This is a genomic window from Streptomyces sp. NPDC054961 (assembly GCF_053609145.1).
On the sequence record NZ_JBSGWY010000026.1, the window covers coordinates 41,125 to 59,411 of the forward strand.

An 18,287-nucleotide genomic window follows, 5' to 3' on the forward strand; every position below is an offset into this window, starting at 1 on the left:
AGCGATGACACCCAGCGGCCGCTCCGCTGAACCCGAAGTGATCTGGGCCCGCCCGCAGCGGGCCGGCCGCGGCCCCCGGCCCGCGCACAGCCGCGACTCGATCGCCGCCGAGGCGGTGCGGATCGCCGACGGAGAGGGGATCGAAGCCGTCTCCATGCGGCGCGTGGCCGCCGGTGTCGGCGCCGGGACGATGTCCCTCTACAACTACGTGCCGCGCAAGGAGGACCTGTACGAGGTGATGGTCGACGCGGTCAGCGGGGAGTACGAGCTGGCGCCCCCGACCGGCGACTGGCGGGCCGACCAGCTCGCACTGGCCCGCCAGACCCGGGAGATCATGCACCGGCACCCGTGGCTGCCCCGGCTGCTGAGCCCGGCCTACGGACTGGGCCCCAACGCCCTGCGGTACCTGGAGCACAGCCTGGCCTGCCTGGCGCCGCTCCGGGCCACGGGCGGGGAGAAGCTGGAGCTGATCGCCGCGATCAACGGGACGGTCGCCACGTTCGTCGCGAGCGAACTGGCCCTGGCCGAGCGGGCCCGCCAGCTCCCCTGGAGCGAGGCCGCCGAGCAGGGCGTGCGGGCGGCCTGGCTCGGCTCCCGGCTGGCGACGGGCGAGTACCCGCTCCTGGCGGGCGTCCTCGCGGCCGCGCCGGGCGTCCCGGGCGAACTGCCCGAACCGGCCGAGGTGTTCGACCGGTCGATGGTCCGGCTGCTGGGGGCCTGGGGGGACTAGACCGGCCGCGGTGGTGCGCCCCGGCCGCCCGCAGCCGGTCCGGCGCGGCTCACAGGAGCGCGAACTGCCCTCCCGGGCCCTCCTCCTGGTGGTCCAGTACTGAAGCCGGGCGCCGGGCCCAGGAAGGCGGGGGCAGGACCCCGGCCGCGCGCGGCCCGGTGGCGTCCAGCAGCGGTCCGGGCTCGAACGCGGCCCGCTCCGGCGCCAGGTCCGCCAGCAGCGCCAGGGTCGTCACCAGGGCCAGCAGCTCCGAGGTCCAGTCCTGCGGCCACTCGGCCGGGCCCAGCGCCTCCAGCCCGTCGGCCTGCGGATCCCGGTGGGCGAGCCGGGCGCCGAACCACGCCTCGAGGACCCGGACGCCCTGGACCTCGTACTCCCACGCCCCGGCGGGCACGGGGGAGACGGTCCCCCCGCCGATGCTCAGGGTCTCGCTCGGCGGGTCGTACGCGAGCTCGCGCGGCCAGGCCGGCAGCGCCGAGCGGACGTAGGGCCGGCGCCCGCCGGGCAGCCGGGGCGGCTCGCCGCCGCGCGCCCCGCGCAGCTGGACCGCGAGCAGCCGGTGGCCCAGCTCCAGCCCGGCCCGCCAGCGCTCCGGGTCGGCGGTGAGCGGGACCTCGTACCCCTGCGGACCCGGGCGCCCGGCGGCGAGGATCCAGCACAGCACGTCCTCGGGGGTGACCCAGGTGCCGTAGTGGTCGCCGAGCAGCGGCAGCAGGCCGGGCGCGAGATTGGGCTCGGCGCCGCCCGGGCGCCGGTGCAGGGGGCGGATCCGGCCGAGCCGGCCGGCCGGGAGGCGGGCGGTGACCAGCAGCCCGGCCGTCTGCGGGGCCTCCACGGTGAACAGCTGGTGCTCGTCCAGCACCCGCCACAGCTCCGGGCGGGCCCGGTCGATGAGCCGCTGGTCGGGCAGCAGCCACTGCTCGTCGAAGGGCTCGCGCAGCACCCGTACGGGGTCGGGGCAGGGTCCCGGCGTGTCCGCGAAACGGGCGGTGGAGCCCGCGCGCTGGCCCGGCAGCGCGGCGGCCCCGGCGGCGGGGGTCCGGGCCCGGGTCGGGCGGAAGAGCCGTTCCCGCTCCGGACCTGTGGCGCCCGCCAGCGTGGCCCAGCGGGCGCGCAGGATCGCCGGGTCGGGGGCCGCCACCCAGGCCCGGCCCAGGCTCAGGGAGCCCACGGCCCAGGGCATCAGATCGTCCAGCAGCGGATTCCGTGGAGGTGCGTCAGCGCTCACCCGGCCGATGGTAGCGATGCCGTCCGGTGGCCGGGCCGCGTCCAGGCCGGAGCGTTAGGCTCCTTGTGTAGGGATCCGCGCCGACCCGGGAGGCCGTGCGGACCCGCGAGAACGAGGAGGCGGTCATGAGCCAGTACGACGAGTACTCGACACCGTCCCAGGCCGAGGGGGAGCGGCTCGACGAGGACATGGACGAGGCGCAGAAGAAGCAGCGTCACGCCCAGACGTCGCGGACCACGCCGTCCCAGGCGGAGGGCGAGCGCGGTACGGACGACGAGGAGAAGTAGGAGCGGACCTCCCCGGGCGCGCCGGCATCGCACGCAGCGCGCGCGACGCCCGCGTCAGGAGGCGTCGACCGTCACCGTGAAGGAGAAGCGGTCGCCGCGGTACCGGATCCGCGCGACGTCGACCACCCGGCCGTCCTTGTCGTACGTCACCCCCGTGTAGTGCAGGATCGGGCTCAGCAGCGGTACGTGGAGCAGCTCGGCCGTCACCGGATCGGCCAGCCGCGCCTCGACGGTGTCGGTGATGCGGCTGATCTCGACCTTCGCGACGTCGCGCAGCACCTTCGTCATGGGCCAACGGACCAGATCGGCCAGGTCGATGAACTCCGCCAGCTCCGGACGGACCGCGTTCTCCGCCCAGTTGGTCGGCTCGCCGCTCTCCCGGTCGTGGCGCAGCCTGCGGTACGTGACCACCTCCGGCGTCTGCGGAAAGTGCGCCAGCAGCTCCCCGGCGACCGGCGTCCGCTCATGGCCGAGAATCGTCGTACGGTCGCCCGACTGCTGCGCCACGATCGCGTCGACCGACCCCAGCAGCCGGACCGGCGCGCCGCGCATCGCCGCCGGTTCGATGAAGGTCCCGCGCCGCCGGTGGCGGCTGATGAGGCCCTCGGTCTCGAGCTCCTTGAGCGCCTGCCGCATGGTGAGCACGCTCACCCCGTAGTGCTCGGCGAGCTGCTCCTCGGTGGGCAGCCGCAGCGAGGCGTCCGCGGTGCGCCCGAGTATCGAGGCGCGCAACGACTGGGAGACCTGGTACCAGAGGGGCAGCTTCCGGTTCAGTACCAGCGAGTCGGGGGCGAAGGCGGTCACGGGTGATTCTCCGTACGACGGGGTGGGCGTGGGAGCACTGCCGCGCCGTGACGCGGGAGCATGGTGACGCGGTCGGCCGGGCGCGGCAGTGCTCGTGATATTAGGCGCGGAAGTGCCGCTGGAGCCCCTGCCAGACGTCGTCGTATCCGCTCTGGAGGTGGTCCGCGCCGGCGGCCTGGGCGGTCGCCGTGATGGGCCAGCGGGTCTCGAACATGAAGGCCAGGCCGTCGTCGATCTTCTGCGGCTTCAGCTCGGCGGCGCTCGCCCGGTCGAAGGTCTCCCGGTCGGGTCCGTGCGCGGACATCATGTTGTGCAGCGAGCCGCCGCCGGGGACGAAGCCTTCGGCCTTGGCGTCGTAGGCGCCCTCGATCAGGCCCATGTACTCGCTCATCACGTTCCGGTGGAAGTACGGCGGGCGGAAGGTGTCCTCGCCGACCAGCCAGCGCGGGGCGAAGACCACGAAGTCCACGCCCGCCAGGCCCGGCGTGTCGGAGGGCGAGGTCAGCACGGTGAAGATCGACGGGTCGGGGTGGTCGTAGCTGATGGAGCCGAGGACGTTGAAGCTGCGCAGGTCGTAGACGTACGGGACGTGCGTGCCGTGCCAGGCGACCACATCGAGCGGCGAGTGGTCGTAGGTCGCGGTCCAGAGGTTGCCGCAGAACTTGTTGACCACCTCGGTCGGACGCTCCTCGTCCTCGTACGCGGCCACGGGCGCCCGGAAGTCCCGCGCGGAGGCGAGGCCGTTGGCGCCGATCGGGCCCAGGTCGGGCAGCTCGAAGGGGCGGCCGTAGTTCTCGCAGACGTAACCGCGCGCGTCGGCGTCCAGGAGCTCCACGCGGAAGCGGACCCCGCGGGGGATGAGGGCCATCTCGCCGGGGCGGGCGCTGAGCAGGCCGAACTCCGTGCGCAGCAGCAGGCCGCCGCGCTCGGGGACGATCAGCAGCTCGCCGTCGGAGTCGCTGAACACCCGGTCGGTCATGGGGGAGTTGGCGGCGTAGAGGTGGATGGCCATGCCGCTCCGCTGCGTGGCGTCGCCGTTGCCGCCGAGCGTCCAGAGGCCGGCCAGGAAGTCGGTGCCGGGGGCCGGGTCGGGCAGCGGGTTCCAGCGCAGCCGGTTGGGGTCCGCCGGGGCCTCGGTGAAGGGGGCGGTGCGCAGCGCGCCGTTGTCGGCCCGGGTGAAGGGCGGGTGCGCGGCGGAGGGGCGGATCCGGTACAGCCAGGACCGCCGGTTCAGGGCGCGCGGCTCGGCGAACGCGCTCCCGCTGAGCTGTTCGGCGTAGAGGCCGAGGGGGGAGCGCTGGGGCGAGTTCCGGCCGATCGGGAGCGCGCCGGGGACGGCCTCCGAGCTGTGCTCGTTGCCGAACCCGGTGAGGTAGGCCAGCGCCTCCGCCGTCTTGCGGGCCTGTTCGCTGCCGCCACCGTTGATGCTGCCGCCGCCACTCATTGCACGCTCCCGGTCTGCCGAAGGAATCCTATGGCTGACAGTAGGATTCCGTGGGCGGTGCGTCAACGGGAGAATCCGGTCAGGGGCAGGTCAGGGGCCGGTCAGGGGCCGGTCAGGGGCTGGTCCGGGGCCGGCCAGGGCTGGGCCCAGCCGGTGAGGGGGCCGGTCAGGGGCCGGTCACGGGCCGGTCGGGGGTCGATGGGGGGCCGGTCGGGGCTGCCCCGCGCCGCCGGGCGGGCTGCGAGGGGCGAGGCCCCGGTGAGGGTCGCGGTCGGTCCGTGCCCGGAACGGCGCGCGGTGGTTCGTCCGGTCGGCCCGGCTTCCGGATCGGGGTGGAACAGCCGGTATGGGGCGGGTTGTCGCGGCCCGGACGGCGGGTTCGGGGCGTCGAGTCGCCCGGGCCGACGCCGATTCGCGCGAGAGGGGATCCTAAAAGATGAACAATGCTCTACTCTCACGCGCATGTCGTGGACCCGCAGGTTCCCTGCCGTACCGGCGGCGCTCCTCGCCGCCCTCCTAGCCCTTCTGTCCCTCTTCGCCGCCGCGCCCGTCGCGAGCGCGCACGAAGAGCGCCCCATCGAGCTGCCCGACGGCACCGGATCGGTGCCCCAGTACCGCGAGGGCGAGCCTGACCTCATCGTCTGCAAGACGGACCGGCCTGCCTTCGAGCGCCGGATATCCGCCTTCCCCGACGCGCTCAAGCAGCGCAACCTCGCCCTCTACGAGCGCTGCGAGACGAGCGGCTACCGCGACCTCCAGGCCGCCGTCGACGCCGTCGACCGTCCGGGGATGAACATCGCGATCCTCCCCGGTCTCTACGAGGAGGAGCCCTCGCTCCCCAAGCCGACGGGGGAGTGCGCCTCGCTCAAGGCGTCCAATTCCTCGCTCGGCTACCAGATCCTGACCTACGAGCAGCAGGTGGCCTGCCGCCACAACCAGAACCTCGTCGCCATCCTCGGCAAGACCGACCTGCAGATCGAGGGCACCGGAGCCTCCCGGCAGGACGTGGTCATCGACGCCAAGTACCAGAAGCTGAACGCGATCCGCGCCGACAAGTCCAACGGCATCTACTTCCGCAACTTCACCGCGCAGCGCACGACCTTCAACTCGCTGTACGTGCTCGCGGGCGACGGCTTCGTCATCGACGACGTCCTGACCCGCTGGAACGACGAGTACGGCTTCCTGACCTTCGCCAGCGACCACGGCCTCTACAAGAACTGCGAGTCGTACGGAAACGGCGACTCCGGCATCTACCCGGGCAGCGCCTCGAACATCAACGACGGCCGCGGCTACGACGTCCCCCGCTACTCCATCGAGATCACCGGCTGCCGCAGCCACCACAACATGGTCGGCTACTCCGGCACCGCGGGCGACTCGGTGTGGGTGCACGACAACGAGTTCGACCAGAACATGGGCGGCGCCTCGATGGACAGCGCCTTCCCCGGTCACCCCGGACTCCCGCAGAACCACGCCCACTTCGAGCGCAACCTGATCCACGACAACAACGCCGACTACTACCACTTCGTCGCCGACGGCACCTGCGCCAAGCCTCCGATCGAGCGCGGCTACGAACAGGGAACGGTCTGCCCGCAGATCTCCATGCCCCCCGGCACCGGCATCATCACCGCAGGCGGCAACTGGAACCTCTACGAGAACAACTGGGTGTACGGGCACCAGCGCGCGGGCTTCTTCCTCTCGGCCGTGCCCGCCTTCATCCGCGGTGAGGAGAAGTGGTCCAAGCAGACGGACACCTCCCACCACAACCGCTACGCCGGCAACATCCTCGGCAAGGACAAGGCCGGCGCCTCGCGCCCCAACGGCATGGACGTGTGGTGGGACGGCCAGGGCCGCGGCAACTGCTGGCAGCAGGGTCCCGACGGCTCCACCCCGGGCACGCTCCCGGAGTGCGGTGAGCGCCGCGGCTCCGTCTCCGGCGGCTCCGCCCGCCTGGCCGGCGAACCGGCCAAGCTCGCCCAGCTCCTCGTCTGCGCCGACTACAGCGTCCAGGCCCGCAAACTCCCGGCCGGCTGCGACTGGTACGGGGCCCGCGGCCTCCAGCGGGTGGAGGCGCAGATCGCCCTCGCCGTCGCCGCGGTCCTGTTCCTGGTCGGCGGCCTCCTGTGGTGGCGCCGCCTGCGCACCTCCCGGCTGGCCACGGCGGCCACCCTCCTCGGCCTGGTCGGCCTGGCCCTGGACGTGGCCGGCTCCACCATGGGGCTCGTCGCGACCTTCGTTCCCGCCCTGGCGCTGCTCTGCCTCGGCCTGTGGTGGACCGGCATCGGCCTCGCCCTGCGCCCCGACCGCCCCTGGCTGGCCCGCCTCACCCTGCTCCTCGCCGCGCTCACCCTCCTCGACGCCTTCGACAAGGCCGTCCTGATGATCCCCTGGATCCCCCTCAGCCCCGCCTGGATACGGGCCCTCGTCGCCGTGCTCTGGACCCTGTGGGCCGTCATCGCCGCCGCCCGGCCGGGCCCGCGGGGCGCCGAGCCTGCCCGCCCGACGGGACCGGGCGGCGACGAGGCGGGCGACCGCGTCCCCGTCCCGGCGGGCCCGGACGCGGCCTCGGGTGCGGAGGCCGTCACGGAGCCGGAGACCGGTTCGGCCGGCGGGGAGCGACCGTGACCGTGTACGAGACCGAGCGTCCCGCGAGCCGCGTCCGCTGCGACGCCTGCGGCCCGACCGGCCTGCCGCGCAGGCCCCGGCGGACAGGCCGGACCGCCGCGCTGCTCGCCCTGGCCCTGCTCCTGGCCGGCGGCGCGGTCGCCGGCTGCGGCGGGAGGGCCACCACCCACCACAAGCCGGGCACCAGCCACGAGCAGGCCTCCGGGAACGCGGGCACCCTGCTCACGGCCGACGACGGCGCCGGCCACCGGCTCCGCGAGGTCCCGGCCGAGGGCGCGCCGGAGGTCCAGCTCACCGCCCGGCCGGACTCCGAGGACGGCTGGAACCTCCAGCTGGCGGTGAAGAACTTCCGGTTCACCCCCGACAGCACCGGTGGCGCCGCCCTCCTGGGCGCCGGGCACGCGCACCTGGAACTGGACGGCCGCAAACTGGCCCGCGTGTACGGCCCGTGGTTCCACCTGCCGGCCGCGCAGGTGCCCGAGGGCGCGCACACCCTGACCGTCCGCCTCTACGCGGACGACCACACCGCCTGGGCCGTCTCCGGCAAACCGGTCGAGGGCACCGTCCAGCTCACCGCCACCCCCGGCCAGACCGGCCACACCCACGCCTCCACGCCGCCGCCCACGTCCCCGTCCCCGTCTCCGTCCCCGGAGGCGGCGCAGGCCGACCGCACGGTCACCATCACCGTCCGGGACGGCAAGGTCACCCCCGCCCCGGGCCGCGTCGAGCTGGCGCGCGGCGAACGCGTGGCCCTGCGCGTCACCAGCGACCGCGCGGACACCCTGCACGTCCACGGCTTCGACAAGGAACTCGCCCTGCCGGCGGGCCAGGAGGCCACCCTGGTCCTGACGGCCGACCGCACGGGCCTCTTCGAGGTCGAGACCCACGAGTCCGACCTCGTCCTGACCCAACTCCTCGTCCGGTGAAGCCCCCGCCCCGGCACACGCCGAAGCGCACCCGCCCGGGCCCGGACATGGGCCCGGCCATGGGCCCGGGCGGGGTCCGCGACCGAAGCCCACGCCTGGTCCCGGACCGAAGCCCACACCTGAGCCCGACTCCGGGGCGGGGCCCGCGCCGGAGCGGGGCCCCGGGTGCCCCGTGGTGACCCCGGCCGTCGTGGCGGCGGCGCCATCGGCCTGGCCGGTGGTGACCCCCCCCGCGCCGGGCGCCCCCGTGCCCCTGCCGTCCGGCGGCGGCTACGGCCAGGGCGTGGTCCCACACCCGGCCGATGCGCTCACCGTGCTCGCGCACGGCATCGGGTCCCAGCACGATCTGCCCATCTCTCCCTTCTACGCCTTCGCCGGCGCCTTCACCGCGCTCTTCGTCTCCTTCCTCGCACTCGCCCTCCTCTGGTCCGCCTCCCGCTTCCGCGGCGACCGCTCCGGCATCGCCCTGCCCGCCGGGTTCCAGCGGGTGGCCGACGCGCCGGCCACCCGCACCACCCTGCGCGGGCTCGGCCTCGCGGCCGCGCTCGCCGTCCTCCTGTACCTCCTCCTCGGTCCCGACGATCCCGCCCGGAACCCCGCTCCCGGCGCCGTCTACGTACTCCTCTGGGTCGGCCTCGTCCCCGTCTCCCTCCTCCTCGGACCCGCCTGGCGCCTCCTCAGCCCGCTCCGCGCCCTGTACCGCCTGCTCTCCCGGATCGGGCACCCGGTGGCCCGCCCCCTCCCCGTCCGGCTCGGGCAATGGCCCGCCGCCGCCGGGCTGTTCGCCTTCACCTGGCTCGAACTCGTTTCTCCCGACCCCGCCTCCACCACCGCCCTCCTGATCGCCCTGACCGGCTACGCCGCCGTCCAGCTCCTGCTCGCCGCCCGCTTCGGCGAGCGCTGGTTCGCCGTCGGAGACGCCTTCGAGGTGTACTCCGCCCTCCTGGCCGCTCTCTCCCCCCTCGGCCGCCGCAGCGACGGCCGCCTCGTACTCCGCAACCCCTTCCACGGACTCGACGCGACGCCCGAGCGGCCCGGACTCGTCGCCACCGTCTGCGTCCTGCTCGGATCCACCGCCTACGACGGCTTCTCCGACAACCCCTCGTGGATCAACGCGATCCAGACCTCCCCCCTCGGCCGCACCCCCGCGGCCACCCTCGGACTCCTCGGTTCCATCGCCCTCGTCGCCGCCCTCTACTGCCTCTGCGCGGCGGTCACCCGCCTCGTCTGCGGCCCGCACCCCGGCCCGCTGACCGCCTTCGCGCACTCACTCGTGCCGATCGCCCTCGGCTATCTCGTCGCCCACTACTTCTCCCTCCTGGTAGTCGAAGGACCACGCACAGTCATCATGGCACTGGGCACTGACAACGCCCCGGAACCCTTGTCCCCACTGGATCCGGGCGGCCTCGCGGCCCTCCAGGTCATCGCCGTCGTCACCGGCCACGTGCTCGGCGTGATCGCCGCGCACGACCGCTCCGTCCGCCTCTTCCCGCCCGCCAGGGCCATCGCCGGACAGCTGCCGATGCTCGCGCTGATGATCACGTACACGGTCGGCGGACTCAGCCTCCTGCTGAACTGAGGCACCCGCCGAGGTCCCGAACCTGCGCCGCCGACGTCCCGAACCGGCGCCGTCGAAGTCCCGAACCGACACCGCCGCGGAACCGGACGTCCAGGAGCGGCATGATGGTCCCCGTGCCCCCAGCCCATCCACTGCGCCGTACGCCGATCCAGCAGCGCAGCGCCGACCGGCTCGCCCGGATCCTCGACGCCTGCGCCGAACTCCTCGACGAGACCGGGTACGAGAACCTCAGCACCCGGTCCGTCGCCCTGCGCGCCGGCGTGCCCATCGGCTCGGTCTACCGGTTCTTCGGCAACAAGCGGGCCATGGCCATCGCCCTCGCCCACCGCAACCTCGACCAGTACGCCGACGGCATCGAGCAGCGGCTCGCCGATCTCCCCGGGACGGAGTGGCGGCCGGTCGTGGACGCGGTGCTGGACGAGTACCTCGCCATGAAACGCAGCGTCCCCGGCTTCGCGCTCGTCGACTTCGGGGTCCCCGCGCCGCCGTCCGAGGGGCCGGCCTCCGACCCCAACCACCTCGTCGCCGTGCGGCTCACCGAGCTCCTCGGCGTCCACCTGGCCCTCACCCCGGACGCCGCCCTGGAGCGGGCCGTCCTGGTCGCGGTGGAAGCCACCGACGCCCTGGTCAAGCTGGCCTTCCGCAGCGATGCCGACGGCGACCCCGACATCGTCGCCGAGACCCGCGCGATGATGCACGCCTACCTCGCGCGCGTTCTGGACGACGCCGGGCGGCCCGTGATCCCGGGCCGCCCGTAGGGCCCGCCCGCGCGCGGATGCCATCTGCGGGGCCCTGCCCGCGCGCGAATGCCGTCTGCCGGGCTCTGCCCGCACGCGAAGACCCGGGCCCGGCCGGACCCCCAGGTGCTCGAGTACCCGGTCCGCCGGCCCCGTCCGGGGCGCGAGGCCGCGGGCCGGCGGCTCCGCGGGCCGTTCGGGTGCCGCAGACCCCTCCCCAGCCTCCCTACCGGTCGGTATGCTCGGTGCCCCCGCGTGCCGAACGGCCGCGCGCCCGTGCCGCAGCCTGCCGCCCTGGAGGGCCCATGCCCCGCACCGCCCTGCGCATCTGCCCCCTCTGTGAAGCCACGTGCGGCCTCACCCTCACCATCGAGGGCAGCGCCGTCACCGGTGCCCGGGGCGACCGCGAAGACGTGTTCAGCCGTGGCTTCATCTGTCCCAAGGGGGCCGCCTTCGGCGCCCTCGACGCCGACCCCGACCGGCTCCGGAGCCCCCTGGTCCGGCGCGGCGGACGGCTCGAGGAGGCCACCTGGGAAGAGGCCTTCGAGGCCATCGCCGCAGCCGTACCCGCCCTCGCGCGGGAGTACGGAGCCCAGTCGGTCGGAGTCGTCCTCGGCAACCCGAACGTCCACACCATGGCCGGCCAGCTCTACCCGCCGCTGCTCCTCAAGGCCCTCGGGACCCGCAACCTCTTCACCGCCAGCACCCTCGACCAGATGCCCAAGCACGTCTCCAGCGGCCTGCTCTTCGGCGACCCCTTCGCCGTCCCGGTCCCGGACCTCGACCGCACCGACTTCCTGCTCCTCCTGGGCGCCAACCCGCTCGAGTCCAACGGCTCCCTGTGCACCGCCCCCGACTTCCCCGGCCGGCTCAAGGCGCTGCGCGCCCGCGGCGGCACCCTCGTCGTCGTGGACCCCCGTCGCACCCGCACCGCCCGGCTCGCCGACCGCCACCTCGCACCGCGCCCCGGCAGCGACGCGCTGCTGCTCGCCGCCCTCGCCCACACGCTGATCGCGGAGAAGCTGACCGACCTCGGGGAACTCGCCGAACACACCGAGGGATTCGGGGAACTCTCCGTCGCGCTCGCCCGTTTCACTCCTGAGGCCGTCGCCCCCGCCTGCGACCTCCCGGCCGAAGAGATCCGCGACCTCGCCCGTGCTCTCGCGGCCGCGCCCACGGCCGCCGTCTACGGACGGATCGGCAGCAGCACCGTCGAGTACGGCACGCCGGCCAGTTGGCTGGTCGACGTACTGAACGTCCTGACCGGCAACCTCGACCGGCCGGGCGGATCCCTCTTCCCGCTCTCCGCGACCGACCGCGCACCCCGGCCGGCCGGTCCCGGCAAGGGTTTCGGCCTCGGCCGCTGGCACAGCAGGGTCAGCGGCCATCCCGAGGCCAAGGCCGAACTCCCCATGGCCGCCCTGGCGGAGGAGATCGAGACCCCGGGGGAGGGGCGGATCCGCGTCCTCGTCTCGATCGCGGCGAACCCCGTGCTGTCCGCCCCCGACGGCCGCCGGCTCGACGCGGCCCTGGCCGGGCTCGACTTCATGATCAGCGTCGACCCGTACCTCAACGAGACCTCACGCCACGCCCACGTCGTCCTGCCCCCGCCGCCGCCCTCGCAGAGCGCCCACTTCGACTTCTCCTTCAACGGCTTCGCCATCCACAACCAAGTCCGCTACTCGCCGCCCGCCGTCCCGCTGGAGGAGGGGCGGATGGACGAGTGCGAGATCCACGCGCGGCTCGTCCTCGCGGTCTCCGGCATGCACGGAGCCGAGCCGGCCGCCGTGGACGACCTGGCGATCCGGACCACCCTCGCCCGCGAGACCGCCGACCCGTACTCCCCGCTGCACGGGCAGGATCCGGCCCGCCTCGCCGGACTCCTCACCGGCGCCAACGGCCCCGAGCGACGGCTCGACCTGATGCTCCGGACCGGGCCGTACGGCGACCGCTTCGGCCTGCCCGCCGGCCTGCCCGCAGACCGGGCCGCCGTTCTGCCCGCCGAGGCCGGAGCCGGCGCCGACGCGCCCGCCTCCGCCGACTTCCCGGGCGACGCCGAGGCTCCTGCCTCCGTCGACATCGACGCCCCCGCCTCCGTCGGCTTCCCGGGCGACGCGGACGCCGGGGCCGGCCCGGGCCTCGGTCTGGAGCGGTTGCTCGCCCACCCGCACGGAATCGACCTGGGCCCGCTGCGGCCCCGGCTCCCGGGTCTGCTCAAGACGCGCAGCGGCAGGATCGAGCTGCTGCCGGGCCCGATCGCGGCCGAACTTCCCAGGCTCCGCGCGGCCCTCGCCGACCGGCCCGCCGCCCTGGTGCTCGTGGGCCGCCGCCACCTGCGGTCCAACAACAGCTGGCTGCACAACGTCCCGGCCCTCACCGGAGGTTCCAACCGCTGCACCCTGCACGTCCACCCGGACGACGCCGCCCGGCTCGGCCTCACCGACGGCGGCCTCGCCCGTGTCACCGCCGACGGCGGCAGCCTGGAGGTTCCGGTCGAGATCACCGACTCCGTCCGGACCGGGGTCGTCAGCCTCCCGCACGGCTGGGGCCACGACCGTTCCGGGACCCGCCTCTCGGTGGCTTCCGCCACGCCCGGGGTCAACGTCAATCAGCTCCTCGACGGCACCCGGCTCGACCCGCTCTCCGGCACGGCCGTGCTCAACGGGTTCCCCGTCGAACTGACACCCATCCCCTGAGCTGGGGTTTTGCTCGTATTGCTCACGCGCGGACGTCTTGTTGGCCCCGGGAGGCGGCACCTAGGTTCCCCCCATGCTGACCTTCCTCGGCTTCGCCATGATCGCGACCTTCCTGGTCCTGATCATGCTGAAGAAAATGTCGCCCATCGCGGCGCTCGTCCTCATCCCCGCGCTCTTCTGCGTGTTCGCCGGACAGGGCGCGCAGCTCGGCGGCTACGTCATCGACGGGGTCGGCAAGCTCGCGCCGACCGCCGCCATGCTCATGTTCGCCATCGTCTACTTCGGCGTGATGATCGACGTAGGACTCTTCGACCCGGTGGTGCGGGGCATCCTGCGCTTCTGCAAGGCCGACCCGATGCGCGTCGTGGTCGGCACCGCGGTCCTCGCGGCCATCGTCTCGCTCGACGGCGACGGCTCGACCACCTTCATGATCACCGTCTCGGCGATGTACCCGCTCTACAAGCGGCTCGGCATGAGCCTCGTGGTGATGACCGGTGTCGCGGCCACCGCCAACGGCGTCATGAACACCCTTCCCTGGGGCGGCCCCACGGCCCGCGCCGCCACCGCCCTCAAGCTCGACGCCGCCGACATCTTCGTGCCGATGATCCCCGCGCTCGCGGCGGGCCTCGTGTTCGTCCTCGTCCTCTCCTACGCCCTCGGCCTCAAGGAGCGCCGCCGCCTCGGTCCGCTGTCGCTCCCCTCGGACGCCCGGACGGCCGCCGTGGAGACCGGTGACGTCCTGGTCGCCGCCGGTACGGGCCAGGCCGCCGGAGGCTCCCGTACCCCGTCCGACCCCTCCGACCCCTCCGACCCCTCCGCCCCCTCCGCCGCGTCCACCCCCTCCGCCCCGTCGACCACGTCCCCCGCCCCCGCCCCCGGAACGGGCGCCGGCACGGCCACCGGCGCGGGGTCCCCGGCCGCCCCCGACGAGGACGGGTTCCAGGGGCTCGACCCGCGTCGTGCGACCCTGCGTCCCCGCCTCTACTGGTTCAACGCCGCCCTCACCGTGGCCCTGCTCACCGCCATGATCATGGAGCTGCTCCCGATCCCGGTGCTCTTCCTCCTCGGCGCCGCCCTCGCCCTCACCGTCAACTTCCCCCACATGCCCGACCAGAAGGCGCGCATCGCCGCCCACGCCGACAACGTCCTGAACGTCGCCGGCATGGTCTTCGCCGCCGCCGTCTTCACCGGCGTCCTCACCGGCACCGGCATGGTCAAGCACATGGCCGACTGGCTCGTCGGCGCCATCCCCGAGGGCATGGGCCCGCACATGGCGCTGGTCACCGGGCTGCTCAGCCTGCCGCTCACCTACTTCATGTCGAACGACGGCTTCTACTTCGGCGTCCTGCCGGTCCTCGCCGAGGCCGGCGCCGCCCACGGGGTCTCCCCGCTCGAGATCGCCCGCGCCTCCCTGGTCGGCCAGGCCCTCCACATGTCGAGCCCGCTGGTTCCGGCCGTGTACGTCCTCGTCGGCATGGCCAAGGTCGAGTTCGGCGACCACACCCGGTTCACCGTGAAATGGGCGGCTCTGACCTCCCTCGTGGTGCTCGGGGCAGGGATGCTTTTCGGCATCATCTGACCCGGCCCGCCCCTGGCGCCCGCAAAACTACCGGCGCTAGTTTGTAGGCTGTCGGCGACGTCAGGTCCACAGGTCCACAGGTCCACAGGTCCACGCGCTCGTGCGTGCTCGGGAGGAATGCCATGAAGGCCCACGACGGGATGTACATCGGCGGCGCGTGGCGGGCAGCCGTCGGACGCGGCCACATCGAGGTCGTCAACCCCGCCGACGAGCAGCCCATCGCCTCGGTCCCGGCCGGTACGGATGAGGACGTGGACGCGGCCGTACGGGCGGCCCGCGCGGCCTTCCCGGCCTGGGCGGCCACCCCTCCGGCCGAGCGGGCTGCCCTGATCGGGGCCCTGCGCGACGTACTCGTCGCCCGCAAGGGCGAAATAGCCGAGACGATCACCGCCGAACTCGGCTCCCCGCTGGGCTTCTCGGAGATGGTGCACGTCGGGGCGCCGATCGCGGTGGCCTCCTCGTTCGCCGAGCTCGGGGCCTCGTACGCCTTCGAGGAGCGGATCGGGAACTCCACCGTGCTGCTGGAACCGGTCGGCGTGGTCGGGGCGATCACGCCCTGGAACTACCCGCTGCACCAGATCGTTGCCAAGGTGGCGCCCGCTCTCGCCGCCGGCTGCACCCTCGTCCTCAAGCCCGCCGAGGACACTCCGCTGACCGCACAGCTCTTCGCCGAGGCCGTGCACGAGGCGGGGATCCCGGCCGGGGTCTTCAACCTGGTGACCGGCACCGGCCCGGTCGCCGGCCAGGCCCTGGCCGCGCACGAGGGAGTCGACCTCGTCTCCTTCACCGGATCCACCGCCGTCGGCAAGCAGATCGGCGCCACGGCAGGCGCCGCCGTGAAGCGGGTCGCCCTGGAACTGGGCGGCAAATCGGCCAATGTCATCCTGCCCGGAGCCGACCTGGCCAAGGCCGTCGCGGCAGGCGTGGGTCACGTGATGAACAACGCCGGCCAGAGCTGCAACGCGCTCACCCGGATGCTCGTCCACCGGGACGCGTACGAGGAGGCGGTCTCGCTCGCGGCCGCCGCCGTCGCCAAGTACCCCTCCGGTGACCCCCGCGACCCGGGCACTCGCCTGGGCCCGGTCGTCAACGCCAAGCAGCGCGACCGCGTGCGCGGCTTCATCGCCAAGGGCGTGGAGGAAGGCGCGCGCCTGGTCGCGGGCGGCACGGAGGCGCCGCACGAGCAGGGGTACTTCATCGCCCCGACCGTGTTCGCCGACGTCACCCCCGGGATGACCATCGCGCAGGAGGAGATCTTCGGCCCGGTGCTGTCGATCCTTCCGTACGAGGACCAGGACGAGGCCCTGGCCATCGCGAACGGCACCGACTACGGGCTGGGCGGGGCGGTCTGGGCGGCGGACGAGGAGACGGCGGTGGCCTTCGCCCGCCAGATGGACACCGGCCAGGTGGACATCAACGGCGGCCGCTTCAACCCGCTCGCGCCCTTCGGCGGGTACAAGAAGTCGGGCGTCGGCCGCGAGCTGGGCCCGCACGGCCTCGCGGAGTACCTGCAGACCAAGTCCCTGCAGTTCTGAACCCGCACATCCGGCAACGGCACGCCCGACACCCGCACACACACCCACCGGCACACCCGTACACCCGACACCCGTACACCCGACACCCGCACCCACGGAGACGACGACCATGGTCCGCGCCGCCATCCTGCCCGCCGTCGGAGCACCGCTCGAGATCCGGGACATCGTGCTGCCCGAACCCGGCCCCGGGCAGGTCCGGGTACGGCTCGCCGCCGCCGGGGTCTGCCACTCGGACCTCTCCCTCACCAACGGCACCATGCGGGTCCCCGTGCCCGCCGTCCTCGGCCACGAGGGCGCGGGCACGGTCCTCGCCGTCGGGGAAGGGGTCACCCACGTGGCGCCCGGCGACGGGGTGGTGCTCAACTGGGCCCCGTCCTGCGGGACGTGCCACCACTGCTCCATGGGCGAGGTCTGGCTCTGCGTCAAGGCCCTCGCCGGGGTCGGGGACGTCTACGCCCACGACGCCCGGGGAGTCGAGCTGCACCCCGGGCTGAACGTGGCCGCCTTCGCCGAGGAGACGGTCGTCGCGGCCCACTGCGTCCTGCCCGCGCCCGCCGGGATTCCGCTCACCGAGGCGGCCCTGCTCGGCTGCGCCGTCCTCACCGGCTACGGAGCCGTCCACCACAGCGCCCAGGTCCGCCCGGGCGAATCGGTGGCCGTCTTCGGAGTCGGCGGAGTGGGGCTCGCCGCGCTCCAGGCGGCCCGCATCGCCATGGCGGGCCCGATCGTGGCCGTGGACGTCTCCCCGGCCAAGGAAGAACTGGCCCGGGCGGCCGGGGCCACGGAGTTCGTCCTCGCCTCCGCCACCACCGCCAAGGAGATCCGCGCGCTGACCGGCGGGCACGGCGCGGACGTCGCCGTCGAGTGCGTCGGCCGGGCCGAGACCATCCGCGGCGCCTGGGAGTCCACCCGCCGCGGCGGCCGTACGACGGTCGTCGGCATCGGCGGCAAGGAGCAGCAGGTCACGTTCCACGCGCTGGAGATCTTCCACTTCGCCCGCACCCTCACCGGCTGCGTCTACGGCAACAGCGACCCGGCCCGCGACCTCCCGGTGATCGCCGCCCACGTCCGCGCCGGCCGGCTCGACCTCGGCGCCCTGGTCACCGACCACATCACCCTCGACGACATCCCCGCCGCCTTCGACGCGATGCTCGCGGGCAAGGGCGGCCGCTCGCTCATCGTCTTCTAGCGCCCGGGCCGCGCGGGTCGTCCGGCAACGGTGACCCGCGCGCGTCGGCGGGCACCGGCCCGCCCCCGGTCGGCCACGCCGATGCCCGGGCCGCCGCCCGTCGCCCCCGCCGCCCGGGGGCTGCCGCCCGCCCGCCCCGCCCGCCGCGGCGGAGCCGGGACGGGCGTCCGTCACACGGCCTCCTCCGGAGACTTCGACTCCGGCGCCTGCAACTCCGAGGCCTGCAACTCCGGCGCCCGCAAGGCCTCGTACTGCAGGGCGAGTCCGTCCAGCAGGGCCGCCAGGCCCGTTTCGAAGGCGCCCTCGTCCACCTCCTGCTGCCGCTCCGCCAGCAGGTGGGCCTGGCCCAGGTGCGGGTAGTCCGACGGGTCGTACGCCGTCCGGTCGTCCACGAAACCCCGGGCGAAGGAGGCCACCGCCGAGCCCAGGATGAAGTACCGCATCAGCGCGCCGATCCGGGTGGCCTGACCGGCGGGCCAGCCCGCCGCGGTCATCGCGCCGAACACGGCGTCCGCCACCCGCAGGCCGGCCGGCCGGCGGCCCGGACCACGCGCCAGTACCGGCACGATGTTCGGATGGTCGGACAGGGCGGCCCGGTACGAGTGCGCCCAGTCATGCAGCGCGGTCCGCCATTCCCGCCCGTCGCCGGGTTCGAACATCGACAAGTCGACCCGCGCGCTCACCGCGTCCGCGACCGCGTCCAGGATCTCGTCCTTCGTGCGGAAGTGGTTGTAGAGGGAGGGTCCGCTGACCCCGAGCGCCGCCGCCAGCCGCCGGGTCGAGACGGCCTCCAGACCCTCCGCGTCGACCAGCGCACCCGCCGCCCCGACGATGAGGTCTCTGCTGAGGAGGGGCTTGCGCGGTCTGGCCATGCGCCACATAGTAGGGCCTGCCCGCCAAAAACTACCGGTGCTAGTTAACGCCCTCGTTG

Annotated in this window: 14 protein-coding genes; 10 read left to right on the forward strand and 4 right to left on the reverse strand. The window is 73.9% G+C overall.

What is annotated here, in order from left to right; translation table 11 throughout:
- The first annotated feature begins 4 nt into the window (after positions 1 to 4).
- Positions 5 to 730 (forward strand): TetR/AcrR family transcriptional regulator, encoded by a 726-nt coding sequence (locus ACWF9Z_RS22795; RefSeq protein WP_453604663.1) that lies wholly within the window; start codon positions 5 to 7, stop codon positions 728 to 730.
- A 49-nt stretch (positions 731 to 779) separates the two neighbouring features.
- Here the strand turns inward: ACWF9Z_RS22795 and ACWF9Z_RS22800 are convergent, their stop codons facing one another.
- Positions 780 to 1,913, reverse strand: a complete 1,134-nt coding sequence (locus ACWF9Z_RS22800; protein ID WP_453604763.1) for a type ISP restriction/modification enzyme — start codon at positions 1,911 to 1,913, stop codon at positions 780 to 782.
- A gap of 170 nt (positions 1,914 to 2,083) precedes the next feature.
- On the opposite strand from ACWF9Z_RS22800, the gene ACWF9Z_RS22805 reads away from it, so the two are divergent.
- Positions 2,084 to 2,245 carry a hypothetical protein gene (locus tag ACWF9Z_RS22805; protein WP_453604665.1) on the forward strand — a complete coding sequence of 54 codons (162 nt, stop codon included), beginning with the start codon at positions 2,084 to 2,086 and terminating at the stop codon, positions 2,243 to 2,245.
- A gap of 54 nt (positions 2,246 to 2,299) precedes the next feature.
- On the opposite strand, the gene ACWF9Z_RS22810 is transcribed toward ACWF9Z_RS22805, so the two are convergent.
- Both ACWF9Z_RS22810 and hmgA read right to left on the reverse strand, forming a co-directional pair.
- Positions 2,300 to 3,049: a GntR family transcriptional regulator gene (locus tag ACWF9Z_RS22810; protein WP_453604667.1), complete on the reverse strand. Its 750-nt coding sequence runs from the start codon at positions 3,047 to 3,049 to the stop codon at positions 2,300 to 2,302.
- Between the two features lie 100 nt (positions 3,050 to 3,149).
- Complete coding sequence (hmgA, locus tag ACWF9Z_RS22815) at positions 3,150 to 4,493, reverse strand: homogentisate 1,2-dioxygenase (protein ID WP_453604669.1); 1,344 nt, start codon at positions 4,491 to 4,493, stop codon at positions 3,150 to 3,152.
- A gap of 462 nt (positions 4,494 to 4,955) precedes the next feature.
- On the opposite strand from hmgA, the gene ACWF9Z_RS22820 reads away from it, so the two are divergent.
- From ACWF9Z_RS22820 to ACWF9Z_RS22855, 8 genes are all read left to right on the forward strand, one after another.
- The gene (locus tag ACWF9Z_RS22820; protein ID WP_453604670.1) at positions 4,956 to 7,115 is read left to right on the forward strand and encodes a right-handed parallel beta-helix repeat-containing protein; all 2,160 of its coding nucleotides are present in this window, start codon (positions 4,956 to 4,958) and stop codon (positions 7,113 to 7,115) included.
- 62 nt (positions 7,116 to 7,177) lie between these two features.
- Positions 7,178 to 8,041, forward strand: a complete 864-nt coding sequence (locus tag ACWF9Z_RS22825) for a hypothetical protein (protein ID WP_453604764.1) — start codon at positions 7,178 to 7,180, stop codon at positions 8,039 to 8,041.
- 283 nt (positions 8,042 to 8,324) lie between these two features.
- Positions 8,325 to 9,620: a hypothetical protein gene (locus tag ACWF9Z_RS22830; RefSeq protein ID WP_453604766.1), complete on the forward strand. Its 1,296-nt coding sequence runs from the start codon at positions 8,325 to 8,327 to the stop codon at positions 9,618 to 9,620.
- Positions 9,621 to 9,724: 104 nt separating this feature from the next.
- A complete protein-coding gene (locus tag ACWF9Z_RS22835; RefSeq protein ID WP_453604768.1) occupies positions 9,725 to 10,378 on the forward strand; it encodes a TetR family transcriptional regulator in 654 nt (217 codons plus the stop codon).
- A 284-nt stretch (positions 10,379 to 10,662) separates the two neighbouring features.
- Positions 10,663 to 13,053 carry a molybdopterin oxidoreductase family protein gene (locus tag ACWF9Z_RS22840; RefSeq protein WP_453604672.1) on the forward strand — a complete coding sequence of 797 codons (2,391 nt, stop codon included), beginning with the start codon at positions 10,663 to 10,665 and terminating at the stop codon, positions 13,051 to 13,053.
- Positions 13,054 to 13,126: 73 nt separating this feature from the next.
- Positions 13,127 to 14,632, forward strand: a complete 1,506-nt coding sequence (locus ACWF9Z_RS22845; RefSeq protein ID WP_453604673.1) for a CitMHS family transporter — start codon at positions 13,127 to 13,129, stop codon at positions 14,630 to 14,632.
- A 122-nt stretch (positions 14,633 to 14,754) separates the two neighbouring features.
- Positions 14,755 to 16,167: an aldehyde dehydrogenase family protein gene (locus tag ACWF9Z_RS22850; protein ID WP_453604675.1), complete on the forward strand. Its 1,413-nt coding sequence runs from the start codon at positions 14,755 to 14,757 to the stop codon at positions 16,165 to 16,167.
- A 109-nt stretch (positions 16,168 to 16,276) separates the two neighbouring features.
- The gene (locus ACWF9Z_RS22855; protein ID WP_453604676.1) at positions 16,277 to 17,356 is read left to right on the forward strand and encodes a Zn-dependent alcohol dehydrogenase; all 1,080 of its coding nucleotides are present in this window, start codon (positions 16,277 to 16,279) and stop codon (positions 17,354 to 17,356) included.
- Positions 17,357 to 17,526: 170 nt separating this feature from the next.
- On the opposite strand, the gene ACWF9Z_RS22860 is transcribed toward ACWF9Z_RS22855, so the two are convergent.
- Complete coding sequence (locus ACWF9Z_RS22860) at positions 17,527 to 18,228, reverse strand: TetR/AcrR family transcriptional regulator (RefSeq protein ID WP_453604678.1); 702 nt, start codon at positions 18,226 to 18,228, stop codon at positions 17,527 to 17,529.
- Positions 18,229 to 18,287 lie beyond the last annotated feature (59 nt).

Coding starts and splice junctions, on each gene's coding strand:
- ACWF9Z_RS22860 (WP_453604678.1), bottom strand. CDS start 18,228: ATGGCCAGACCGCGCAAGCCCCTCCTCAGCAGAGACCTCATCGTCGGG.
- ACWF9Z_RS22800 (WP_453604763.1), bottom strand. CDS start 1,913: ATGCCCTGGGCCGTGGGCTCCCTGAGCCTGGGCCGGGCCTGGGTGGCG.
- ACWF9Z_RS22805 (WP_453604665.1), top strand. CDS start 2,084: ATGAGCCAGTACGACGAGTACTCGACACCGTCCCAGGCCGAGGGGGAG.
- ACWF9Z_RS22840 (WP_453604672.1), top strand. CDS start 10,663: ATGCCCCGCACCGCCCTGCGCATCTGCCCCCTCTGTGAAGCCACGTGC.
- ACWF9Z_RS22850 (WP_453604675.1), top strand. CDS start 14,755: ATGAAGGCCCACGACGGGATGTACATCGGCGGCGCGTGGCGGGCAGCC.
- ACWF9Z_RS22855 (WP_453604676.1), top strand. CDS start 16,277: ATGGTCCGCGCCGCCATCCTGCCCGCCGTCGGAGCACCGCTCGAGATC.
- ACWF9Z_RS22820 (WP_453604670.1), top strand. CDS start 4,956: ATGTCGTGGACCCGCAGGTTCCCTGCCGTACCGGCGGCGCTCCTCGCC.
- ACWF9Z_RS22845 (WP_453604673.1), top strand. CDS start 13,127: ATGCTGACCTTCCTCGGCTTCGCCATGATCGCGACCTTCCTGGTCCTG.
- hmgA (WP_453604669.1), bottom strand. CDS start 4,493: ATGAGTGGCGGCGGCAGCATCAACGGTGGCGGCAGCGAACAGGCCCGC.
- ACWF9Z_RS22795 (WP_453604663.1), top strand. CDS start 5: ATGACACCCAGCGGCCGCTCCGCTGAACCCGAAGTGATCTGGGCCCGC.
- ACWF9Z_RS22835 (WP_453604768.1), top strand. CDS start 9,725: ATGGTCCCCGTGCCCCCAGCCCATCCACTGCGCCGTACGCCGATCCAG.